Origin of the sequence: Sutterella seckii (assembly GCF_009183815.1) — a bacterium.
Classification (GTDB): Bacteria; Pseudomonadota; Gammaproteobacteria; order Burkholderiales; family Burkholderiaceae_F; genus Sutterella; species Sutterella seckii.
On the sequence record NZ_WEHX01000269.1, the window covers coordinates 1 to 327 of the forward strand.

Sequence of the window (327 nt, forward strand, 5' to 3'; positions counted from 1 at the left end):
CCAACCTTTGAACTGCGCCAGCTTATAGAAGTTGAACCAGCCGATGATGTACTTCCTCAGGTCGGTTGTATAGTCCTTCAGACTTTTCCCCGTTGTGCGCTGAGTCCGCTCCTCAACTGCCTTCTTAAATTTGGCCCTTGTCTTCCGGTGTAGCCTCGGCAGGATGCGATGCTTTGCTCTGTCGTAATAGAAACCGTACCCAAGGAATTTCAACTCGCTGTTCGCGATGTGGCAAACCTTGGTTTTGTCTCGGTTAACCTTCAACAGGAGCTTCTTCTCGATAAATTCTGTGATTGATGCGCACACTCGTTCTGCGGCCCTCTTTGT

General features: G+C 49.5%; 1 protein-coding gene. It reads right to left on the reverse strand.

The window, feature by feature from the left end:
• A partial coding sequence (locus GBM95_RS12135; RefSeq protein WP_319643773.1) for a group II intron maturase-specific domain-containing protein occupies nucleotides 1-327 on the reverse strand: 327 nt, incomplete at both ends.